We start from the raw sequence: 19,791 nt of genomic DNA on the forward strand, positions 1-19,791 counted from the left end.
ACGTCGGATTTACGCCCCTCGTGGGAATTCGCGCCGCCTGTAGGGTGCGCAAATTCCTACGAGCGCCGTAGCCGATGGGAGGGGTAGCTCGGCGTACCGTCCGCTCGGCGGGCCGAGGACCACTGCGCGCCGATGGGCAGCATGAAGCCGGTCGATGATGACGTGCGGAGTCGACAAGTCCCGCCAGTCGAATCTGAATAAGGTCCTGCCCTGCTCAGCGAGTCGGTTGTGGCGATTCTTCTCTGCGATGATGGCTTTCCGTGGCTGCGGACCATACTTCTCTTCCCCGTCGAACTCGGCGATCACCTCGGCCAGGTCGGGAAACAGGAAGTCGGTACGGGCGATGCGTCGACCGTCTTCGTCGAAGATCGTCTGATTGGTCAGCGGAGGCGACACCGTCTGTAGGATCAGTCGCGATCGACTCTCGCCGACACTGTCGCTGCGCGCACTCATCGTGCTGACAGCACGTCTGGCGCGTCCGGCACCACTTCGGTGTTGCGCTGCTTCGCAATACTTCTCGAGTTCCTCGATCGTGGTGAGGCCGTGGCGCAATGCCCGATCACCGAGGCACACTGCGACGTCGAGTGGATGAGTCCTGGCAATGTCGACGACTGTGCGCGCTGGGCGTGTGACGCGCATATCGTCGATATGGAGCCACTCGTCGTCGAGTAATTCGGTGCCGTGGAGGAACCGGCGTCGACTGCGCTTGCCCGAGTGGCCGCGAGTCGTGGTCATCGTCACCGTGTGGAGCGGCAAGTTCCACACGTCGAGTCCGAGAACCACCGCTGCGGACACATGGCTGAGCACGACGTCGTCGCCGGAATCGGTATAGGTCGCCTGAGCCAGGAGGGCATGCTGCTGCGCAGAGTTCAGTGTCGCGAAAACGTCCCCTCGAACGAACCAGCCTCTACGGATTGCAACGATGGACCTGTGTGCGCGTGCCCGGCGAAGGTCGTCATCGGTGAAGCCCGACGCGAGCGCATCGGCACGGGTGAAGAGCCCACGTTGGTCGAAGTCCATGCTCGATTGGACGCACGGCTGGTCCGTTTGGATCCGCCCAGCGGCAATTTACGGCCCTCACAGGAATCTGCACCGGCTACAGGGTGCGCAGATTCCTACCAGGGCCGTAGATCCACCGACCGACCTCAGGCCGAACGACCCCGCTGCGCTCGGTACCAGCGCACCAGGGAATCGGTCGATGAATCCGACTGTGCGGCAGGAGCTTCGGAATCGGTGAGCACCGGTGTCAGTTCGAGGGCCTGAGTCTTGCCCAGTTCGACGCCCCACTGATCGTAGGAGTCGACGCCCCAGACGACGCCTTCGACGAAGACCTGATGTTCGTACAGGGCTATCAATTGGCCGACCACCGAGGGCGTGAGCTTCGACGCGAGAATCGAGGTGGACGGACGATTGCCGGGCATCACCTTGTGCGGCACCACATCTGCGGGTGTGTCCTCGGCGGCGATCTCCTCGGCCGTCTTGCCGAAGGCGAGCACCTTGGTCTGGGCGAAGAAGTTGCTCATCAGCAGATCGTGCATCGAGCCGGTGCCGTCGCGGGTGGGTAGATCGTCGGTGGGCTCGGCAAATCCGATGAAGTCCGCAGGCACCAAACGTGTTCCCTGGTGCAGCAATTGGTAGAAGGCATGCTGGCCGTTGGTGCCCGGCTCGCCCCAGAAGATCTCGCCGGTGGGTGTGGTGACGGGGGAGCCGTCGGCCTTGACGGACTTGCCGTTGGATTCCATCGTCAACTGCTGCAGGTACGCCGCGAAGCGGGAGAGGTCATTCGAATACGGCAGCACTGCACGGGTTTCCGCGCCGAAGAACGAGCTGTACCACAGGCCGATGAGGCCGAGCAGAACCGGCGCATTCTCGGCGAGCGGGGTGGTGCGGAAGTGCTCGTCGATGCGATGAAAGCCGTCCAGGAATTCGGCGAACGCCTCCTTGCCGACAACGGCCATGACCGACAAGCCGATTGCCGACTCGACGGAGTAGCGTCCGCCGACCCAGTCCCAGAAGCCGAACATGTTGGCGGTGTCGATGCCGAAGTCCGCGACGCGCTCGGCGTTGGTGGACACGGCGACGAAGTGCTTGGCGACGGCGTCTTCACCGAGTGCGTCGACGAGCCAGCGACGGGCCGCGGTCGCGTTGGTCAATGTTTCGAGGGTGGAGAACGTCTTGGACGCGATGATGAACAGCGTCGATGCCGGGTCGAGTCCGTCGAGTGCACCGACCAGATCGGCTGGGTCGACGTTGGAGACGAACTTCGCGGAAATCCCCGCGTCGGCGTAGTGCCGGAGCGCGTTGTAGACCATGACCGGTCCGAGGTCGGATCCGCCGATGCCGATGTTGACGACGGTGGAGATCTTGTCGCCGGTGGCACCGACCCATTCGCCCGAACGCACACGATCGGTGAATTCGCCCATAGCAGTGAGGACTTCGTGTACGTCGGCGACGACGTCCTGGCCGTCGACGGTCAACGACGCGTCGGCCGGTAGACGCAACGCGGTGTGCAGAACGGCGCGGTCCTCGGAGGTGTTGATGTGCTCGCCCGAGAACATCGCGTCGCGCTTGCCTTCGACATCGGCGGTGCGGGCGAGCTCGACGAGCAACTCGACGGTCTCGCGAGTGATCCTGTGCTTGCTGTAGTCGATGTGAAGATCGGCGGCATCGAGGGTGAATGTGTGCGCTCGGTCGGAGTCCTCGGCGAACAGGGTCCGAAGATGAGTATCGGCGATCGTGGAGTGGTGATCGGTCAGCTTCTGCCAGGCATCCGTGCCGGTGATATCGACGCTCATACGAACCAACAGTAATCCCGTGCCGAGTCGCGCGCGCGTCGTTTCCGTTTGCGTCAGCCGCTGCGGAGGCATCATGGACGGTATGGACCAACGTGCATTGATCGAATCGATTCCGGCAAAACTGTGGATCGGCGGCAAGGCCGTCGACGCAGAGGGAGGCAAGACGTTCGCGGTGAACGATCCGGCGACCGGCAAGCCCCTGACCGAGGTGGCGGACGCATCGCCCGCCGACGCGATGAAGGCGCTCGACGCCGCCGCTGCAGCGCAGAAGAGCTGGGCGGCAACGCCTGCGCGCGAGCGCAGCGAGATTCTGCGAGCGGCCTTCGAGAAGGTCACCGAACGCGCCGACGACATCGCGCTGCTGATGACTCTGGAAATGGGCAAGGCTCTCGCCGAGTCCAAGGCCGAAGTGAAATACGGTGCCGAGTTCTTCCGCTGGTTCGCCGAGGAAGCCGTGCGCATCGGCGGGCGCTACACCCCGGCTCCGGCGGGCAACGGTCGGATTCTCGTCACCAAGGCTCCCGTGGGCCCGGTGTTGGCGATCACCCCGTGGAACTTCCCGCTGGCGATGGGTACCAGGAAGATCGGGCCTGCTCTGGCCGCCGGCTGCACCATCGTCGTCAAGCCCGCCCGCGAGACTCCGCTGACGATGCTGCTGCTCGCGCAGATCTTCGACGAGGTCGGCCTGCCCGAAGGTGTGCTCTCGGTACTGACGACGTCGAAGTCCGGCGACGTCACCGGACCACTGATCGAAGACCCACGCTTGCGGAAGCTCACGTTCACCGGCTCGACGGGAGTCGGTAAATCGCTCGTCGAGAAATCTGCGACGAGGTTGCTGCGGACGTCGATGGAACTCGGTGGCAATGCCCCGTTCGTGGTGTTCGACGACGCGAACATAGACGACGCGGTGGACGGCGCGATGCTGGCGAAGATGCGCAACGGCGGAGAGGCCTGCACCGCGGCGAACCGGCTGCACGTGCACAACAGCGTTCGCGAGGAGTTCACCACCAAGTTGGTGGCGAAGATGTCCGAGATGAAGCTCGGACCCGGCGTCGACCCCGACACCAAGCTCGGGCCGCTGATCAACGCAGATCAGCTCGACACCGTTCAAGAGCTCGTCGACGATGCAGTGGAGAAGGGAGCAACAGTCGCGCTCGGCGGTACCGCACCGGGCGGAGATGGGTACTTCTACCCGGCGACCGTGCTCACCGACGTTCCAGCGAAGGCCAGGATCCTGAAAGAGGAAGTGTTCGGGCCTGTCGCTCCCATCGTCGGCTTCGACACCGAGCAGGAAGGTATCGACGCAGCCAACGCCACCGAGTACGGCCTGGCGTCGTACATCTACACGGAGAACCTGGACCGCGCGCTACGGGTGGCCGACGCCATCGAGAGCGGAATGGTGGGCGTCAACCGCGGAGTGATCTCGGACGCGGCTGCGCCGTTCGGTGGAGTCAAGGAATCGGGATTCGGCCGTGAGGGCGGATCCGAGGGCATCGAGGAATACCTCGAGACCAAGTACATCGCGTTGAAGTAGAACGTCGGTTGGGCGTGCATCCGCGCGCCCAACCGAGGGGTCTATCAGTGTCCGAGGCGACCGCGACCGAGGCGGAGCAGGAGCATGGCCAACGTGTGGCCTTCCTGACCGAGGCTGCTGAAACGCTCGAGGACCTTCATCTCACGGCTGTGCACCAGGCGCGGACCACCGGAGGCCATGCGGGTGCGGCCGATGATCTGCGAGACCTCGGAGCGACGCTTGATGGCCGTCAGGATCTCGGCATCGAGGCGGTCGATTTCCTGGCGCAAATCGTTGATCTCGGCCTCACTGGAAGGCACTGCAATCTCTGAGTCGATCTTCGTCGTCATGGCCATCGTCTCTCCTCGGGTCACATCTTGGATCGCTGCGTCGTCCGTCACCGTTACGCCTTTCGTATTCGGAGCTGCATCGCTCGGCGGCTCGGTTCCCGGCTCGAATTTCCTGCCCGGACCTTCGAGCCCCCGCCTGGAACCAGGGGCGTTGCGTCTATCGACAGGCTCCCGTACGTGTGGCAGAGGAGCGGCCGACCCGACGCAGGCGATGACGTACCGTTTTTTCGATCACCGATCCAGTGTGCCACGGGCCGACCGTCCTGAAAAGTCATCCGTCGGGGCCGGGACCACGCGATGTGGGTTTGTCGGTACGCGCCGGTAACCTGACCTGACGATGAACACATTCCTCCAAGGCCTCGCGTCCCGTAAGAATGCTGCGTCCGACGCGTTGTTGGAAGGGCTCAATCCCCAGCAGCGTGAGGCCGTTGTGCACACCGGATCGCCGCTGCTCATCGTGGCTGGAGCCGGTTCGGGCAAGACAGCGGTGCTGACGCGTCGTATCGCGTATCTGCTCGCCGAGCGCGGGGTGTCCCCAGGTCAGATTCTGGCCATCACGTTCACCAACAAGGCCGCTGCGGAGATGCGCGAGCGTGTCGCCGGTCTGGTGGGACCGCGAGCGAATGCGATGTGGGTATCGACGTTCCACTCGAGTTGTGTGCGAATTCTGCGGGCACAGGCAGCGCTGCTACCCGGGCTGAACTCGAACTTCTCGATCTACGACGCCGACGACTCGCGCCGATTGCTGACGATGATCTCCAAGGATCTGCAGATCGACACCAAGAAGTTCTCGGCGCGGCTGCTCTCGACGGCGATCTCCAACCTCAAGAACGAGCTGATCGGCCCGGACAAGGCCACCGAGGACGCCGACGGCGACCCTGCCGAGCTGCCGCGGCTCGTCGCGAAGGTCTATCGCATCTATCAGCAGCGTCTGCGCGCGGCCAATGCCATGGACTTCGACGACCTCATCGGCGAGACAGTGGGAATTCTGCAGGCCTTCCCGCAGGTGGCCCAGTACTACCGCCGCAGATTCCGGCACGTGCTGGTCGACGAGTATCAGGACACCAACCACGCTCAGTACATGCTGGTGCGAGAGCTGGTGGGCACTCCCGATGCCGACGGAGCGCTCGAGGGCACCGTCGCTCCGGGAGAGCTGTGTGTGGTGGGCGATGCCGATCAGTCCATCTACGCCTTCCGCGGCGCGACCATCCGCAACATCGAGGAATTCGAGCGCGACTACCCCGACGCTCGCACTATCTTACTCGAGCAGAACTACCGGTCGACGCAGAACATTCTCTCGGCCGCCAATGCGGTGATCTCTCGCAACATCGGTCGCCGCGAGAAGAAGTTGTGGACCGACACCGGTGAGGGCGAGCTGATCGTCGGCTACGTCGCAGACAACGAGCACGACGAGGCGTCGTTCGTGGCCTCGGAGATCGACCGACTCGTCGACGGCGGAGATGTGCGCTTCGACGAGGTAGCGGTGTTCTATCGCACCAACAACTCCTCGCGTGCGCTCGAAGAGATCTTCATTCGACTCGGTCTTCCGTACAAGGTCGTCGGCGGCGTCCGGTTCTACGAGCGCAAGGAAGTCCGGGACCTGGTCGCGTATCTGCGGGTGCTGTCCAACGAGGACGACACCGTCAGCATGCGACGCATCCTCAACACCCCGCGCCGAGGTATCGGCGATCGTGCCGAGGCGTGTGTCGCCGTCCACGCGGAGCAACGTGACATCAGCTTCTCGCGCGCCCTGCACGACGCGGCCGCGGGCAAGGTGGCGTTGCTGAACTCGCGGCAGCAGAAGCTGATCGCACAGTTCATGGAATTGCTCGACGAACTGCGCGCGGTACTCACCGCGACCGACGGCGACGGAAACGACATCGCCGATATCGGTGATGTCGTCGAAGCCGTTCTCGACCGCACGGGCTACCGCGCCGAACTCGAAGCCAGCAGTGATCCGCAGGACGGCGCACGCCTGGACAACCTCAACGAACTTGTCAGCGTGGCAAGGGAGTTCACGTCCGAGGCGCGAAACCAAGCCGCGGTGGCGGAGGAAGCGCTCGAGACAGGCGACGACCGAAGCGAGGACGACGGTGGCGTCGACGGGCTGGCCGAACCGGGTTCGCTCGCGGCGTTCCTCGAACGGGTCTCCCTGGTGGCCGACACCGATCAGATTCCCGACTCGGGCACCGGAGTCGTCACCTTGATGACGCTGCACACCGCGAAGGGCCTGGAGTTTCCGGTCGTCTTCGTGACCGGCTGGGAGGACGGCCAATTCCCGCACATGCGAGCCCTGGGTGACCCCAACGAACTGTCCGAGGAGCGACGCCTGGCATACGTGGGTATCACGCGCGCACGGCAGCGGCTCTATCTCACGCGCGCGATCATGCGGTCGGCGTGGGGCCAGCCCATTGCGAATCCGGAATCACGTTTCCTGCAGGAAGTCCCGCAACACCTGATCGATTGGCGACGTGAGGATCCCGGCACCGGCGGCGGCCGCGCGATCGGCGGTGGCAGATCCGGGAGCTACGGCTCGAACAGTTACGGCTCGGGCGGTGGTTACGGCTCGAACAGCTATGGCTCGGGCGGTTACGGCGGCTCCTCGTCACGCGGCCAGAGCTCGTCGCCCAGCTTCGGTGCCGCCAAGGGGCGCAACTCCAATCTCGTTCTCGCCGTCGGTGATCGAGTCAGTCACGACAAGTACGGCCTGGGTACGGTGCTGGAATCGACCGGTGCCGGGGTCAAAGCAATGGTCCTGATCGACTTCGGCTCGGCCGGCCGCGTCAAGATGATGCTCATCGGCGGCGTCCCGATGACCAAGCTGTAGAGACCAAGCTGTAAAGCCCCCGACAACGCGAAAGCCGGGCCCTGCGAAAGCGGGGTCCGGCTTGTTGTGCAGTAGTGGAAGAGGCTCAGTCCATTTCGGGTCCGAGGGAGATTCCTCGGGAGGCGAGCCAGGGGAGCGGGTCGATCTTGACTTCGCCCGGGAGATGGACCTCGAAGTGCAGGTGCGGTCCGGTGGAGAAGCCGCGGTTGCCCATACGTGCGATCTGATCGCCGGCCATGACATCCTGGCCGACGGTGACGAGCGTGCTGTCGATGTGGCCGTACACGGTGATCGTGCCGTCGGCGTGCTGCAGTCGAACCCACATGCCGAAGCCTGCAGCCGGACCGGAGTCGATGACCTTGCCGTCGGCGACCGCGTAGATCGGAGTTCCGATGGCGTTGGCAACGTCGACACCGGCGTGGAGAACGCCCCATCGAGTACCGAAGTTGGAGGTGTAGGTGCCCTGCGCGGGCAGAGCGAACAGGGGCCGGCGGGCGGCGGCTTCACGTGCAGCACGCTCTTCGCTGAAGCGCTGACCCTTGGCGAGCAAGTCGTTGAACTGGCTCAGATCGGCCGGTGCCGCGACGCTGAGAATCTGCGGTGCCTGCGACGGCGTCGCGCTCGACGAATCTGCGTCGAGTTCGGCCGTCTGCGGGGCAGTGGTGGCCGCGACTGCGGCGGCGGGTGCTTCACCGGCGGCGAGCGCGTACTCGGAGGTGGCGACCGCGGTGGGTGAGTCGTCGTTGATGACGGCCTGGCCTGCAGCGACGACAGCACCGGCAGCCACGGCGAGTACAGCAGCGCGGCCTTTGAGAGCGGTGGGGGGAAGCGGGATTCGGTGTGCTCCGCCGCGACGGGCCACGGGGGTGGCGTCTGCGGTGGTCGCGAACGTCGTGACGACGGTCGGTGCTTCGTCGGGTGCTACGTAGGCGGTGTCGACGTACTCTGCCTCGGCGTACTGGTACGCGGGGTAGGAGTAAGCGTCGTACGCGCCGTTGTCGTCGGCAGGCTCGTAGCTGTAGACCGTGGTCGCTTCTTCAGCGGCGGGTCGAGAGAACCGGCTGGAGGTGAAGGACGCACGGTGTTGCTGCAAGACCTACAACCTCCGTTATCCGTGACCTGGCCGTTACTGAAAGACTCGGCAGACGGTAACGAAATGATTGCGGGGCGCGCAAGTTAACAGCCCAAACTGGGAGGATATGTGAGATGGCTCACAGCCCGACCAGTGTTTATGTCGTGAAGAGCCACATCTGTAATCGGACACCCGGAGTGCATGGAGCAACAGTAACGGTGTCCACGCCCGTCGAGCCGATACCGTGATCCGAATGCCGACTCCCACCTTCGACGACTCGTCCGCCCGCGGTTCCGAGCGTGCGGAACCGCAACGAATCGAGCCGCTCGACGGGCCGGGCGACAGAGCGGACGATCCGTCACCCACGTCGCGCGTCGCGGTTGCACTCGTCTTCGCTCTGATCGCAGCAGCTGCCGCGGTGGCGGCCCCACTCGTCGGCGTCGTCCGAAGCGTCGACGGTTCGCCGGTGGGAAGCGGCGCCGCGTCGGCCGCGGTTGTCGCCGTCGCTCTTCCTGTCCTGGTTGCCGTCGCAGCGGCGGTGGGTGCGGCCACGAGGCGTATCGAGTTCGCCGCGGCACTTCTGGCCGGGTACGGCGCGGTGGCACTCGGCATCGCACTACTGGACATCGCTCTGCTGTCGGACCCGATCGATGCGAATCGGCTCGAGCTCTTTCGTCCCCTGAGTGCCGCCATGCTCGATGCCACCGCCGGTGCCCGGATTCTGCTCGTCGGTCACGCAGCGTCGGTGCTGGCGGGCGTTGCGGGGTGGTCCGCGGTGCATCGCGCCGGGCTCGGTGACGGGTACGGCCACTCGGTCTATTCCGAGCATGTGGGGCGCGCGTCGGCGGGTCGGGTCGGTTCGTTGCTGGGGGCGTTGCTCGGCGCGTTCGGTGTACTCGCGGCCGTCGCGGCGTTCTCGTCGCTGTACCGCTCGGAAGATCCGGTGGTGATCGTCACCGCCGTCGTGGAATCGCCGGTGTTCGTCGCCGTGGGATCCGGGGTCGTCGGCGTCGCGGCACTCGTGGTGGTGGCGTCGGCGCTGGCCTCGCTGTCGCCGCTGGTGGCCTCGGGCGCGTCCGTCGGAGCCGGACTCGGCGTGCTGGGGTTCGCGGGCGTCGGTCTGCTCGCCGGACTGAGCACCGGGGCTCGGGTGAGTGCCGGGCCCGGGGCGTACCTGGGGACGGCGGCCGGAATCGGATTGCTGGTCTGCGGCGCAGCGCTCGCACCCGTCGCCGCTGCCCGAGACCGGCGCGCGCTGCAGAGAGCGCAGGAACGCGAGGCGGGTGCGCGAAGTGCCCGCGGCGTCGCCGGTCCAGGAGCGACCAGATGGCATGCCGCAGCAGGCGGTGCAGGCGTCCTCGCCGGCGCGCTGTTCGTCGTCGGTTCGCTACTGCCGATTCTCGAGACCGACTCGGGCATCGCCGTGCCGCAGATCCTGGCCACCCGGGTCGTGTTGGTTGCCGGCTTCGTGATGATTCTGGGTTCGGTGCCGCTGCTGTTCTCCGAGTTCGCCTCTGCTGCACGCCCGTTCGTGGCCTTGTTCTGGCTCGGCGCGGTGTCGGCGGCGGCTTCGGTGTTGCAATCGGTCGTGCTCGCCGAGGACGTGGACGGAGTCGACACCGGCATCGGCGCTCTCGCGATCATCGCGGGCGTCGTCGCAGCGGCAGTCACCGGACTCCTGGCACTGTTCGCCGGATCGGCCGAACGCGACGATGTCGACACATCCGCGGACGTGTCGACGGACGGCGTCGTGCTGGGCGTCGGTTTGTTCGGTGCCGCACTTCTCGCGATCGGCCTAGCGCTGCCGCTGTATCGGGGCAGCGACGTCACCGCGGCAACCGTCACCGAATTTCCGTGGGGTTGGGATACCTGGGGGCAGATGGTGCTCGCCGTCGGCATCGTCGTCGCAGCCCTCGTCGCCGCACGTGCTCGGGCCGCGCGCGGCTCAGTTCTGCTCGCAGCAGCGGCGGTCGCCGGCATCGTTCATCTCGCGTCGTGGCCGCTGACATCTGCGCGTGCAACGGATCCGGTGATGGGGCCCGCCGTTCTGCCGTTGGTGGTGGGAATCGTCGTTCTCGGTGTCGCTGCGGCACTTTCGGCCCGCCGCGCCGATCGGTGACGGCCATTTCATCGCGCCCTCGGCGGTGAGATAGGCCACATAGCATGCATGCGCCCGATGCGCCGTCGGGGCACCTGGATAAAGTCCATGCTCAGACCCGCTCACACCCCTGGAGCGGGCGTCAACGTAGACGAGACGGTGAGCTGATGGATCTCTTCGAATACCAGGCGAAGGAATTGTTCGCCAAGCATGGCGTACCCACCTCCGCCGGTCGTGTCACCGACACGGTCGCCGGAGCAACACAGATTGCCGAAGAAATCGGCAAGCCAGTAATGGTCAAGGCGCAGGTCAAGGTCGGCGGCCGCGGCAAGGCCGGCGGAGTCAAGTACTCCAAGGACGTCGCAGCAGCCACCGAGAACGCAGAAGCGATTCTCGGACTCGACATCAAGGGCCATGTCGTCAAGAAGCTTCTCGTTGCAGAAGCCTCCGACATCGCCGAGGAGTACTACATCTCCTTCCTGCTCGATCGCACGAACCGCACCTACCTCGCGATGTGTTCGGTCGAGGGTGGAGTGGAGATCGAGGTGACGGCGGAGGAGAACCCCGACGCACTCGCACGTATCCCGGTCGACGCAGTCAAGGGCGTCGACCTCGCTTTCGCTCGTGAGATCGCCGAGAAGGGCAAGCTGCCCGCCGAGGTGCTCGACGCCGCTGCGGTGACCATCCAGAAGCTGTGGGAGGTCTTCATCAACGAAGACGCTCTCCTGGTCGAGGTCAACCCGCTGGTTCGCACCCCCGACGATCAGATCCTGGCCCTCGACGGCAAGGTGACGCTCGACGCCAACGCAGACTTCCGCCAGGCCGGCCACGCCGAGTTCGAGGACAAGGACGCAGCCGATCCCCTCGAGGCCAAGGCCAAGGAGAACGACCTCAACTACGTCAAGCTCGACGGACAGGTCGGAATCATCGGAAACGGTGCAGGACTTGTCATGTCGACCCTCGACGTCGTCGCCTACGCAGGCGAGGCACACGGCGGCGTCAAGCCTGCCAACTTCCTCGACATCGGCGGCGGAGCGTCGGCCGAGGTCATGGCCGCAGGCCTCGACGTCATCCTCGGTGACGAGCAGGTCAAGAGCGTGTTCGTCAACGTCTTCGGTGGCATCACCGCTTGTGACGCAGTCGCCAACGGCATCGTCGGCGCGCTGAAGAAGCTGGGCGACGACGCCAACAAGCCGCTGGTCGTCCGTCTCGACGGCAACAAGGTCGAAGAGGGCCGCAAGATTCTCGCCGACGCCGCGCACCCGCTGGTGACGCTCGCCGGAACCATGGACGAGGGCGCCGACAAGGCCGCCGAGCTGGCAGCGAAGTAGAGGAAACAATGTCTATCTTTCTGAACAAGGACAACAAGGTCATCGTCCAGGGCATCACCGGCGGCGAAGGCACCAAGCACACCGCCCTGATGCTCAAGGCCGGCACCCAGGTCGTCGGCGGCGTCAACGCACGCAAGGCCGGAACCACGGTCAAGCACGTCGACGCTCAGGGCAACGACATCGAATTGCCGGTGTTCGCTTCGGTTTCCGAGGCCATGGAGAAGACCGGAGCCGACGTGTCCATCGCGTTCGTGCCGCCGGCATTCTCCAAGGACGCCATCGTCGAGGCCATCGACGCGGAGATCCCGCTGCTCGTCGTCATCACCGAGGGCATCCCCGTGCAGGACTCCGCGTACGCGTGGGCCTACAACGTGGAGAAGGGCAAGAAGACCCGCATCATCGGCCCGAACTGCCCCGGAATCATCACTCCCGGTGAGGCTCTCGTCGGCATCACGCCCGCCAACATCTCGGGAACCGGCCCCATCGGCCTGGTCTCCAAGAGTGGCACGCTGACCTACCAGATGATGTTCGAGCTCCGCGACTTCGGATTCTCGACGGCCATCGGCATCGGCGGCGACCCGGTCATCGGAACCACCCACATCGACGCCATCGAGGCGTTCGAGGCGGACCCCGAGACCAAGATCATCGTCATGATCGGTGAGATCGGCGGCGACGCCGAAGAGCGTGCAGCCGATTACATCAAGGCCAACGTGACCAAGCCGGTCGTCGGCTACGTCGCAGGCTTCACCGCTCCCGAGGGCAAGACCATGGGCCACGCCGGCGCCATCGTCTCCGGCTCGCTGGGAACGGCGCAGGCGAAGAAGGACGCACTCGAGGCTGCAGGCGTCAAGGTCGGCAAGACGCCGTCCGAGACCGCTGCACTCGCGCGCGAAATCCTGGAATCGCTTTCTGTGAAGTAAGTTTCACATCGTAAGAAGCCCGCTACCGAATCCGGTGGCGGGCTTTTTCGTGCCCCATCCCTTGTGCGCGTTTTGCGTACCTCTGCCTACGCAAAACGCGCACAAGGAGTGAGCCCGGCTACGCCATGTCACGTCGACACGAAGGGGTCTAGATTGTGGGGCGTGCACAACATCTTCACCACCGCCTTCGTGACGGTCCATCGGCTCTACATCAAGAAGGTGGAGCGAAAGGGTCGCACCGCAGCGGAGGTCGACGAGATCATTCGGTGGCTCACCGGATTCGATCAACAGACTCTCCAGCACCATCTCGACGCCGAGACTACATTCGAGGACTTCTTCGCGGCGGCGAACCTGAATCCGAACGCGACACTGATCACCGGAGTCGTCTGCGGCATTCGCGTCGAGAATGTCGAGGACCCGTTGATGAAGAAAATCCGGTTGCTGGACAAGCTGATCGACGAACTCGCCAAGGGCAAGGCGATGGAGAAGATTCTGCGCAGCTGACCGTGATCAGTAAATCGAATGAGTGAGGGTTGCGGTGTAGGTGTCGGCGATGACGCCAGATGATGGGACGTCCACCGACACTGTCGAAATCCAGCTCGTCAGACAGAGCGCCCCGCCCGTTTTGGCGAGGGTGGGCTGAGCGGTCAATCCGACATTGACTGCACTGGAGTTGCCGGTTACACCGGCCGTGCAGTTCGACTGGGGCGCACGGTAGGTCGCCGACGTCGGAGCCAGAATGCGACCGGTGTTGGATCCGACAAAGTTCGACAGACTGACATCGGACTTCCAGCCGGCCAATCCGACGCCCAACACCGTCAGGCTCATGGTTCCCGTCCACGTCGTTCCCGGTATGACGGTCGATGATCCGGTCATCGTCGATGGCACCGAAATGTTCAGCAGATTGTCCGCTGCGGCTGCGGCCGGTGCTGCGGCCCTCGCGGCCGGGCGGGGGGCAGTGGTCATCGGCGTCGCCGCGGGCGGGGGCGATGTTGCCGTGGTTGTCGGCGTCACGGCTGACACTGACGTCGGAACCTCGAAAGTCGGTACGGCGCTCGATGTTTCGGTCGGCGCGCTGGACACAGCATCCGTTGTGGTCGTGGTCGTGGTTGTTGCGGGTGGTGCCGGAGCGTCAGTGGTAGCGATCTGCACCGGCGGGGTCGAGGTGGTCGTACACGCCGGTGTCGGAACCGCCGTGGAGGTGGTCGGGACGGGACTTGTGGTTGTCGTAGGTGCGACGACGCAATTCTGTTCGGCTGCAGGGGGATCTGCCAATTGTTGCGCAGACACCGCCGGGTTGGCGGTGGCTGCAAGAACCACCGCCACCCCGACAGCTACCGCGAGACGTCGCATCTCAACCGACCTTTCGCCGCCGCATCAGCACAACGACCGCAGCTGCGATCGCGAAGACGACCAGCGCGGCGAGTCCCCAGATCCACACAGGAACACCGGAATCCGACGATGTTCCCGCCGCCGTGACCGAGCCCTGATCAGGGAACGTCACTTCGACGGCCGATGTCTTGCTCACCAATCCGCTCGTGATGGTGAGTGCTGCCTGCCACGGGCCCGCCGGGAGCGCAGGGTCGAGCGTGAAGGTAACACTTCCCGATTGCCCTGGCGCGATAGATCCGCCCGAACCCTTGACCGGTGCAGTCGAAATCCCGCCGGGACCGCCCGACAACTCCACGGTTCCGCTCGGGTCGAGGGCGCGCCCACCGGTGTTGGAGATGGTGGCAACGATCTCCGGCGCACCCGATTCGTTCCGTGACGCCGCGACATCGCCGATTTCCAGATCGGCGGCCGGTCCGTTCCCGGCTCCGACCGAGAGATAAGTGCGAATACCGACGCGGCTGACGTTCTGAATTCCGGTTCCGGTTGGGGCGCCGGCAGTTTGAGCCCATACGACGGCATACTGCTCGCCCTCGGGGGCGTCGGGTGGAACTGCGATGGTCACCACCGCTTCGGCCGCCGAGTTCGGAGCCAGCGTGAGGTCTGTCGGCGTCACCGACATCCACGTCGTGAGCTCGTTGACGGCGCGGTCGTCACCTACCTCGAAGCCGGAGTCGTCCGCTCCGATCGATGCAGCAGCGGGGTACAGAGTGACCGGCTGCTGTTGATCGGTGCTGTTGCTGACCTCGATGCGCCTGGTGATGGTGGTGCCGGGCGGCAGGTTGTCGATGATGTAGGCCAGTGCCCGCGGATCGTCCTGTAGCGATACGGGCGCTTCGAGCAGGCGAATACCCACGCTGCCCACCGGTGCCGATTCGGTTGGTTGTTGAGCGGCGGCCGGAGCCTGCGCGACGAACGCCGAAGCGAACATCAGCACGGTCAGGACTCCGGCCGCCAATCCCCGATGAAGTGACATGTACAGATCAGGCCACCGAATGCGTGACAACGCCCGTGTACGTACCTGCCACGACGTCACTGGGCAGTGCGACGGAGACGGTGCCGGTCCAGGTGGCGGTGTTCGCTCCGATGACCGCTGTCGCGACCACGACAGGCTTGGTGGAGTCGATGGTCTGAGGAACCAATACTCCGGCCACCGTCGAGACGCCCGTGCGCGCAGGTAGGAGCGGCGCCGAGTAGGTTACTGCGGTCGCTGGGATGGACGCGGGGTCCGGCGCGGGCTTGTCGAATGCGGTGCTGATCGCCGACGCAGTCCAGCCGTTGATTCCAAGTCGCTGGTCGGACACGACGACGGGGGTGATGCCTCCGCTCGCTGTATTGCCGGTCACGGTCAGCGCCTGGGATGTCGGGGCTGTGATGGTGAGCGCACCGCCCGCGACCGTGAAGGTCACGTTGGTGGGTACGGCGTTGGACACGGCGGGCGAGATGACGGCAGCGGCGAATGCGCCGGCTACGGCGACAGTGGCGAAGAGTGACTTGCGCATGAGGGGCGTCCTAGGGGAGGGCGAGTGTTCGGACCCGCCGGTTTGTGGTGAGCACAACATTAATCGCCGCAAGTTGTGACACGTTACAGATTGGCAGTATCTGTCACGAAGTACTTTTCGACCCTGGATAACGGGTCGAACGACGGTCTTGTTTGAGTACAGCAACACCGACCCGTGGGCTCGAAGGCCTCCGATATCCGTCTCGCGGTGACCGACATGCTGAGAAACCGGCCATCTCTTCTCAGAATCACGCTGAGTCGAAGTGTGGTCACGGGCTCGGAGCGAGACTTCACTGTGCGTCATGACAACCACAGAAAACCGTGTTCTCACCAAGGACTGGCCCGACGCTCCCACCACCGCTGCCGGGTGGATCTCGCGCGCCGGTGAGGTAGCTCAGCTCCTCGCCGTCGACGCGGTCGCCCGCGACAAGGGGCGTGAGGCTCCCACCGCCGAAGTTCAGCTACTCAAGGACGCCGGTCTCGTCACGCTGCTGGGTCCCGTCGAACATGGCGGTGCAGGTCAGGATTGGCCGACGGCGTACCAGGTGATCCGTACCGTCGCCGCCGCCGATGGTTCCATCGGTCAGCTGTTGGGCTACCACCTGTTGTGGTTCTGGGCCGCCCGACTCGTCGGCACACCCGAGCAGATCGAGGCCGTCGAAGCCGACGCAACGAAGAACAAGTGGTTCTTCGGCGGTGCCGTCAATCCTCGGGACAACGACGTTGCCGTCACCGACGAGGGTGACACCATCGTGTTCGACGGTTCCAAGACCTTCTCCACCGGCAGCCGCGTCTCGGACGTGACCGTGCTCGAAGGTGCGCTCGACGGCAGTACCGATCACGTGTTCGCGATCGTGCCGTCCAACATCGAAGGCCTGTCCTTCCACGACGACTGGGACAACATCGGCCAGCGTCAGACCGAGAGCGGCAGCGTCACCATCGACAAGGTTCGCGTCGACTGGGCCAGTGCAGCAGGATTCGTGGACAAGGCCTTTCAGCCTCGCGTCTACAACACGCTCAACGTTCCGACCATCCAACTGGTGTTCGTCAACTTCTACCTCGGAATCGCGAGGGGTGCTCTCGAGGAGGCGGCGTCGTACACCAAGGACAAGACGCGTGCGTGGCTGCACAGCACCGTGGACAAGGCGGTCGACGAGCCGTACATCATCGACATCTACGGCGACCTGACCGCCAAGCTGTGGGCCGTCGAAGCCCTTGCCGACGCAGTGGCGTTGGAAGGCAAAAAGATTCACGACAACGCCTGGAACGTTACCGCCGAGGAGCGCGGTGATCACGAGGTTCGGGTGGCCGCGGTCAAGGCTCGCGCCACCGAGGTGTCGCTCGAGATCACGTCGACGGTGTTCGAGGCCCTCGGTGCGCGTGCGACGGCCAGCAAGTACGGCTTCGACCGCTTCTGGCGCAACGTGCGTACCCACACCCTGCACGATCCGGTCGCGTACAAGCGACGCGAGGTCGGCCGCTGGGTTCTCACCGGCGAGCTGCCCGAGCCCACCTGGTATTCGTAGAACATGTTCGGAGGAGAACAACTGTGAGCACCGAAAAAATCCCCGACGCAATCAAATTCGCGTACTGGGTTCCCAATGTCTCGGGTGGTCTGGTCACCAGCACCATCGAGCAACGCACCAGCTGGGATTACGAGTACAACAAGAAGCTGGCGCAGACCGCCGAGAACAACGGCTTCGAGTACGCGCTGAGCCAGGTTCGGTACGAGGCCAGCTACGGGGCGGAGTTCCAGCACGAATCCACCAGCTTCTCGCTCGCACTCCTGCTGGCCACCGAGAGGCTCAAAGTCATTGCGGCGGTGCATCCTGGGCTGTGGCAGCCGGCCGTTCTGGCCAAACTGGGCGCTACTGCGGATCACCTGTCCAACGGCCGCTTCGCGGTGAACGTCGTCAGTGGTTGGTTCAAGGACGAGTTCACCCACCTGGGTGAACCGTGGCTCGAGCACGACGAAAGATACCGTCGCAGCGCCGAATTCCTGCAGGTACTGCGCAAGATCTGGACCGAGGACGACGTCGACTTCCGCGGCGACTTCTATCGGATCCACGATTTCACCCTCAAGCCGAAACCGCTCAACACCCCGGATCGGCCCAATCCCGAGCTGTTCCAAGGCGGCAATTCTTCTGCGGCGCAGGAGAATGCCGGTCGGTACTCGGACTGGTACTTCAGCAACGGCAAGGATTTCGACGGCGTCACCGAGCAACTCGACAATCTCCGTCGCGTTGCGCGTGATCACCGACGCGAGGTGAAGTTCGGGCTCAACGGCTTCATCATTGCGCGGGATAGTGAAAAGGAAGCCCGAGACACCCTGCGCGAGATCATCGAGAAGGCGAACAAGCCTGCCGTCGAGGGGTTCAAATCGGCGGTGCAACAGGCGGGCAATTCGACGGCCGACAAGAAAGGGATGTGGGCCGACTCGTCGTTCGAGGATCTCGTCCAGTACAACGACGGCTTCAAGACCCAGTTGATCGGGACGCCGGAGCAAGTGGCCGAGCGGATCGTTGCCTACCGTCGCCGCGGTGTCGACCTGATTCTCGGTGGCTTCCTGCACTTCCAGGAGGAGATCGAGTACTTCGGAGCCAAGGTGCTGCCGCTGGTGCGGGAGCTCGAGGCCGCCGAAGCCGACGACCAAGAGCTCGTCGGGGCCCGTTGACCTGGAGTGCCTGGATCGGTCGGGTCCGTGCAGTAGCGTGAGTCGAAAGGACCCGACCGACCCTGGGTACGTAACTATCAGGATGAGGAGACGCGATGACCTACTCGCCCGGCGGCCCTGAATCAGGGGGCAGCTCCAACTCTGGTGGCTACGGCGGAGGCGGACCGTCCTACGGTCAGTCCTCCTCGCCGAATCAGCCTCCGTCACCTGCGCAGGGCCACGGTCAGGGTCAGCCGTTCCATCAACCGTCGGTATCCAATCCTTTCGGGCCTCCGGTGCCGGGCACCTCGGCGCCAGGCGCGCCCGGGACGTCAGCGCCCGGATCCCCTGCAGCCGAACATAAGTCGCCCGGATCGGGACTGACGAACCTGCCGAGGATTCTCACGTTCGTGGTGCTCGGGCTCGGCATCGTGAACTTCCTGCTCGGTTTGCTCGATCTCGTCACTGCCGAAGTCAGCTCGGCGCAGGAACTGCCGAGCAGCATCCAGACGTCGTTCAGCACCACGTTCTTCGCTTCCGGTGGCAGCGCGGTGTCGGTGGCGCTGCTGCTGGCCGCCGGCCTGATCGCCGGTGCGTCGCTGCTGCAGAAGGATGCCAAGAACCAGGCCGTGGTTGCCGCCTTGGCGATCACCGGATTCCTGGTGCTGGTCTTCCAGTCGTTCAGTCTGCCGAGCGCCGAGGGCAACGAGTTCGCCAGCACCACCAGTTCGCTCGGTATCGGTGCAATCCTGGTGCTGGTCCTCGGCTTCGTACAGGCTGCGGCCGCTGTGGTGGCATTGCTGTTCGACGCAGGCATCGTCAAGGCACCTGCCCCCAAGCCCGCAGGCTACGGCAGCCAGAACCAGCAGTCCGGCTACGGCCAGCAGAACCCGTACAACGCGCCCACGACATCGTTCGGTGGGCCGTCGCAGCCCCAGAACTACAGCAATCCGCCGTCGTACGGACAGGCTCCGGGAGCTCCGTCGAACTACGGTCAGGCTCCGAGCGGACAGTCGTCGGGTCAGCATTCGTACAATCCAGGTGGGCAGCCGTCGTACGGCAGTCCATCTGCGCCCAACACGTCGCCGCAGGGCGGCTACTCACCGCCGCCCTACACCGGTCCGAGCACTCCCGCCGCGGGGCAGGCGTACCCACCGAATCAGTATCAGTACGGTCAGCCGTCGGGCTACGGCCAGCCCCCGGTGAAGCCCGAGGAGCCCGCATCGGGCGATCAGTCGACGCCCTACGGCGCGCCCACGCAGTCGTTCGGTGCCACGCCCGCCGTGGGCGACGAGAAGAAGCACGACTGATTCAGGCATCACATCCCACTTCGCGGCGCGCC

At 64.7% G+C, this 19,791-nt stretch carries 16 protein-coding genes; 9 read left to right on the plus strand and 7 right to left on the minus strand.

Features of this window, described 5'->3' with window-relative positions:
* Positions 1-9 precede the first annotated feature (9 nt).
* Complete coding sequence (locus ACQR3T_RS00740) at positions 10-1,020, minus strand: type IV toxin-antitoxin system AbiEi family antitoxin domain-containing protein (protein WP_428692227.1); 1,011 nt, start codon at positions 1,018-1,020, stop codon at positions 10-12.
* 125 nt (positions 1,021-1,145) lie between these two features.
* Complete coding sequence (pgi, locus tag ACQR3T_RS00745) at positions 1,146-2,795, minus strand: glucose-6-phosphate isomerase (RefSeq protein ID WP_428692228.1); 1,650 nt, start codon at positions 2,793-2,795, stop codon at positions 1,146-1,148.
* Between the two features lie 82 nt (positions 2,796-2,877).
* Between pgi and ACQR3T_RS00750 the strand changes: the two genes are divergently transcribed.
* Positions 2,878-4,329, plus strand: a complete 1,452-nt coding sequence (locus ACQR3T_RS00750) for an NAD-dependent succinate-semialdehyde dehydrogenase (protein ID WP_428693024.1) — start codon at positions 2,878-2,880, stop codon at positions 4,327-4,329.
* 44 nt (positions 4,330-4,373) lie between these two features.
* On the opposite strand, the gene ACQR3T_RS00755 is transcribed toward ACQR3T_RS00750, so the two are convergent.
* Positions 4,374-4,664: a chorismate mutase gene (locus tag ACQR3T_RS00755; protein ID WP_032378292.1), complete on the minus strand. Its 291-nt coding sequence runs from the start codon at positions 4,662-4,664 to the stop codon at positions 4,374-4,376.
* Positions 4,665-4,995: 331 nt separating this feature from the next.
* On the opposite strand from ACQR3T_RS00755, the gene ACQR3T_RS00760 reads away from it, so the two are divergent.
* The gene (locus tag ACQR3T_RS00760; protein WP_037155096.1) at positions 4,996-7,485 is read left to right on the plus strand and encodes a UvrD-helicase domain-containing protein; all 2,490 of its coding nucleotides are present in this window, start codon (positions 4,996-4,998) and stop codon (positions 7,483-7,485) included.
* Between the two features lie 85 nt (positions 7,486-7,570).
* On the opposite strand, the gene ACQR3T_RS00765 is transcribed toward ACQR3T_RS00760, so the two are convergent.
* On the minus strand, positions 7,571-8,578 hold the full coding sequence (locus ACQR3T_RS00765) for a M23 family metallopeptidase (RefSeq protein ID WP_032377333.1): 1,008 nt from the start codon (positions 8,576-8,578) through the stop codon (positions 7,571-7,573).
* 232 nt (positions 8,579-8,810) lie between these two features.
* Here ACQR3T_RS00765 and ACQR3T_RS00770 point away from each other — a divergent pair, with 232 nt between their 5' ends.
* The 4 genes from ACQR3T_RS00770 to ACQR3T_RS00785 all read left to right on the plus strand — a co-directional run bounded on the left by ACQR3T_RS00770 (position 8,811) and on the right by ACQR3T_RS00785 (position 13,410).
* Positions 8,811-10,676: a hypothetical protein gene (locus tag ACQR3T_RS00770; RefSeq protein WP_428692229.1), complete on the plus strand. Its 1,866-nt coding sequence runs from the start codon at positions 8,811-8,813 to the stop codon at positions 10,674-10,676.
* 146 nt (positions 10,677-10,822) lie between these two features.
* Positions 10,823-11,986: an ADP-forming succinate--CoA ligase subunit beta gene (gene sucC / locus ACQR3T_RS00775; RefSeq protein ID WP_032377331.1), complete on the plus strand. Its 1,164-nt coding sequence runs from the start codon at positions 10,823-10,825 to the stop codon at positions 11,984-11,986.
* Positions 11,987-11,994: 8 nt separating this feature from the next.
* Positions 11,995-12,906, plus strand: coding sequence for a succinate--CoA ligase subunit alpha (gene sucD / locus ACQR3T_RS00780; protein ID WP_032371251.1), 912 nt, complete (start codon positions 11,995-11,997; stop codon positions 12,904-12,906).
* Positions 12,907-13,068: 162 nt separating this feature from the next.
* Positions 13,069-13,410: a DUF2200 domain-containing protein gene (locus ACQR3T_RS00785; protein WP_032377330.1), complete on the plus strand. Its 342-nt coding sequence runs from the start codon at positions 13,069-13,071 to the stop codon at positions 13,408-13,410.
* A gap of 6 nt (positions 13,411-13,416) precedes the next feature.
* Here ACQR3T_RS00785 and ACQR3T_RS00790 read toward each other — a convergent pair whose 3' ends face one another.
* From ACQR3T_RS00790 to ACQR3T_RS00800, 3 genes are all read right to left on the minus strand, one after another.
* A complete protein-coding gene (locus ACQR3T_RS00790) occupies positions 13,417-13,872 on the minus strand; it encodes a hypothetical protein (protein WP_428692230.1) in 456 nt (151 codons plus the stop codon).
* Positions 13,873-14,260: 388 nt separating this feature from the next.
* Positions 14,261-15,271: a hypothetical protein gene (locus tag ACQR3T_RS00795; RefSeq protein WP_428692231.1), complete on the minus strand. Its 1,011-nt coding sequence runs from the start codon at positions 15,269-15,271 to the stop codon at positions 14,261-14,263.
* Positions 15,272-15,278: 7 nt separating this feature from the next.
* Entirely contained in the window at positions 15,279-15,797 is a 519-nt protein-coding gene (locus ACQR3T_RS00800; protein ID WP_032377327.1) for a hypothetical protein, read from the minus strand.
* Positions 15,798-16,098: 301 nt separating this feature from the next.
* Here ACQR3T_RS00800 and ACQR3T_RS00805 point away from each other — a divergent pair, with 301 nt between their 5' ends.
* From ACQR3T_RS00805 to ACQR3T_RS00815, 3 genes are all read left to right on the plus strand, one after another.
* On the plus strand, positions 16,099-17,322 hold the full coding sequence (locus tag ACQR3T_RS00805; protein ID WP_428692232.1) for an acyl-CoA dehydrogenase family protein: 1,224 nt from the start codon (positions 16,099-16,101) through the stop codon (positions 17,320-17,322).
* Positions 17,323-17,345: 23 nt separating this feature from the next.
* Entirely contained in the window at positions 17,346-18,470 is a 1,125-nt protein-coding gene (gene sfnG, locus ACQR3T_RS00810; protein WP_428692233.1) for a dimethylsulfone monooxygenase SfnG, read from the plus strand.
* A gap of 95 nt (positions 18,471-18,565) precedes the next feature.
* The gene (locus ACQR3T_RS00815; RefSeq protein WP_428692234.1) at positions 18,566-19,759 is read left to right on the plus strand and encodes a DUF5336 domain-containing protein; all 1,194 of its coding nucleotides are present in this window, start codon (positions 18,566-18,568) and stop codon (positions 19,757-19,759) included.
* Positions 19,760-19,791: the final 32 nt, after the last annotated feature.

Source organism: Rhodococcus sp. IEGM1428 (assembly GCF_050321865.1).
In the GTDB taxonomy this organism is placed as follows: Bacteria; Actinomycetota; Actinomycetes; order Mycobacteriales; family Mycobacteriaceae; genus Rhodococcoides.